The sequence below is a fragment of the Roseibium sp. RKSG952 genome, from assembly GCF_009711355.1.
Window position 1 is genome coordinate 1 of record NZ_SMMF01000656.1, and the last position, 3,308, is coordinate 3,308.

1 protein-coding gene is annotated in these 3,308 nt (G+C 38.5%); it reads left to right on the forward strand.

From position 1 onward, the window contains the following. Window positions 1-134: 134 nt before the first annotated feature. Window positions 135-3,266, forward strand: a complete 3,132-nt coding sequence (locus tag E1297_RS03405; RefSeq protein ID WP_155133886.1) for an efflux RND transporter permease subunit — start codon at window positions 135-137, stop codon at window positions 3,264-3,266. Window positions 3,267-3,308 lie beyond the last annotated feature (42 nt).

Consider the following 3,308-nt stretch of genomic DNA (forward strand, 5'->3'; position numbering starts at 1 on the left):
ATGGCCGCTTGGACACCAGATTCAACAATAGCTCCTTGGACACCAGATTTGACAATAACTCATTCTGTAACAGCGCCACGTTCAAGCTTGATCCCGTTGCCACATCGCACCTAAGATGGAAGACGAAGATCAAATTGGAAATCTCTTCGCAAAGGATGCAGATGATAGCTCAGTATTTTATTGTCCGTCCTGTTCTATGTTATGTAATTGCAATAACTACCGTTTTACTCGGTATAATTGCAATTTATTTAATCCCTATATCCGAATTTCCAGATATAGCTCCTCCACAAGTTCAAGTTGTTGCTTATTACCCAGGAGCAAGTGCGGCATTAATACAGAGTGTTGTGGCTAGTCCGATCGAAGAAGAAGTAAATGGTGTAGATGGCATGCTTTATATGTCATCTAGTTCTTCTAGCGAAGGCACCTATACATTAACAATAACGTTTACTCCGGGGACAAACGCTGATATTGCAACGGTAAATGTTCAAAATCGAGTGTCGGTGGCAGAGTCTGAGCTTCCAGAAGTGGTAACCGAGCTCGGCGTATCGACAACGAGTCAAAACTCGGACATAATGCAAGCAATTATAATCTATTCCCCAGAAAGTAGTTATAACCATATATTTATAAGTAATTATGTTACCAATCGCGTCGAAAATTCATTAACTAGAATTAATGGCGTAGGGTCTACATCGCAGTTTAGCCGTCAAAACTATAGTATGCGGATTTGGTTGGATCCAATCAAAATGGCATCTTTAAATTTATCTGTATCTGATATTTACACCGCAGTTGAAGAGCAAAACATTATGGTGGCCCCGGGGAAAATTGGTGGCCCGCCGTTTGAAAACCAAGATACCATTTTTCAATTTACCCTTGAATCAGATGGACTTCTAGAAACAAGCCAGCAATTTGAAAATATCATTGTACTTTCAAACGGCGACGGATCTGTCACAAAATTAAAAGATGTTGCAATTGTCACTCTCGGTGCTGAAAGCTATTCTGCAGCCTCATATTACAATGGATATCCTGCGGCGCTGGTCGCTGTGTATGAAGAAGCTGAAGCAAATGCATTATTTGTATCCGAATCGGTGCGTGATGAAATGGCGAGAATCGCCACAGAATTTCCAGATGATTTAGAATATGAAGTAGTTTATGATATTTCTGAAAACATCATTAAATCAGTAAAAGAGATAATATATACACTATTAATTACAGTATTTATAGTTATATTAATAATATTAATTTCATTGAAAGATATTAGATCTGCAATAATTGTTGCAATAGCGATACCTGTCTCTTTATTGGGTGCGATTTTTATTCTATATCTTGTCGGGTTCACTGTAAATATGATAACACTATTCGCATTAGTATTGGCTATTCCTTTGGTCGTTGATGATGCTATTGTTATATTAGAAAACACACAACGAATTATCGAATCGGAACGCGTATCGGTACATAATGCTGTTTTAAAATCTATGTCACAGATCACTCGGCCTATAATAGCAACGACTTTTGTGTTAGCGGCTGTGTTTATTCCGGTGTGCTTTTTTCCCGGCATTACGGGAAATTTATATCGTGAATTTGCGCTGACCATAATATTTGCTTTTATGTTTTCAACAATAAACGCTTTAACGTTAGTACCTGTTTTGTGTAGCAGTATTTTATCGATAAATAATATTACTAATAAGAATAAATATGATATAATGAAAATTTTATGTAGCAAATATGTTTTTGTTTTAGATATACTACTTAACAGATTATGGTTATCATGGGCTATATATTTGATAGTATTTACTGCAACAATATATATGTTTTTTAATAATCAAAAAAGTTTTGTACCACAAGAAGATAATGGTGTTTTGTTCATAAATTCGGAACTTCCAGTTGGCGCATCGCTAGAGAGAACAAAAAATATAATGCGTGAAATCAGCATTGATTTGCAAAATGAAATAGGCGTTGAATCTGTAACAACGGTTGCTGGTTATAGTATACTATCTGGAAGCCAGGCCAACGTTGGTATGGGAATCGTACTTCTATCACCATGGGATCAGCGGCAAACAGCCGGCACCAGTTGGTCAGCGATTATGCGCTCTTTGAATTTGCGGCTCTCTAAACGTTCCGATGCAACTTTTTCAATATTCCCCCTACCTTCAATTCCCGGGATTGGTACTGTCGGCGGAGTGAGTGCGGAATTGCTTGACGAAAGTAGGGGTAAATCAGCCGATCTTGAGGCTGTTAAGAACGGGTTGCTTTCGGCCTTGCGCAAGAAGCCGGAATTGCAGTCTGCCGTAAGCGGGTTTTCTGCAAGTTCTCCGCAATACCAAATTTCTTTGGACCGCGCGCGCGCGGAAACATTGCAAGTGTCTGTTTACGATATTTATCTCGCCATAGAGGCGGCATTCGGCTCTGTCTATGTTAATAATTTTGTATTGGATAACCATGTTTATTGGGTTGTAATATCTACACAGTCGCAATATCGACAACAATTATTAGATATGAATAACATTTATGTTAACAATTCAAATGGAATCGCGCTGCCACTTAATTCCTTTGTAACGATAACGCCGACTCTTGGATCAGAAACTATCTATCGTTATAATTTATACGAATCTGCTGGCATTAATGTTCAAGCAGTTCCGGGTATCAGCTCAGGTGCTGCGATCGAAACTATTATGAGTGTTTCAGATTCCACTCTACCGGATGGTTATTCAATAGCTTGGACAGGGATTTCACTACAAGAGGTTGAAGCGCGCAATTTGATCTTTTACATAATATTACTATCTGTAGTATTTTCTTACCTATTTATTGCGGTGCACTATGAAAGTTGGATTATTCCCATTTCGATAATTGCATCTACAATATTTGCAGCCTTTGGAGCTATCCTACCATTATATTTTATTAATGGAGTCAGTAATAACATTTATTCACAAATAGGAATTGTCTTATTAATTGGTCTTGCAGCAAAGAAAGCTATTATAGTTATAGAATTTGCTACTAAAATACAAGAGAGCGGATTTAGCATACACGATGCCGCGCGCATGGCTGCTCAGGAGCGTTTTCGCGCTGTTACAATGACCGGAATTTGCTTTGTAGTTGGCGCAGTGCCATTAATGCTGGCCGGTGGCGTTGGTGCCGCCGGCCGGATGTCAATTGGATTTCCAGTATTTTTCGGAATGCTAATTGATAGTTCTCTCGGCTTGCTCATGATTCCTGTTCTATATCTTTCTATTGAAAAAATTCGCAATTTTTTAAAATGCATATTTCAGTAAGCTGAAAGGATAGGCGTTGTTGCACAATTTGGTTTCGTGCCG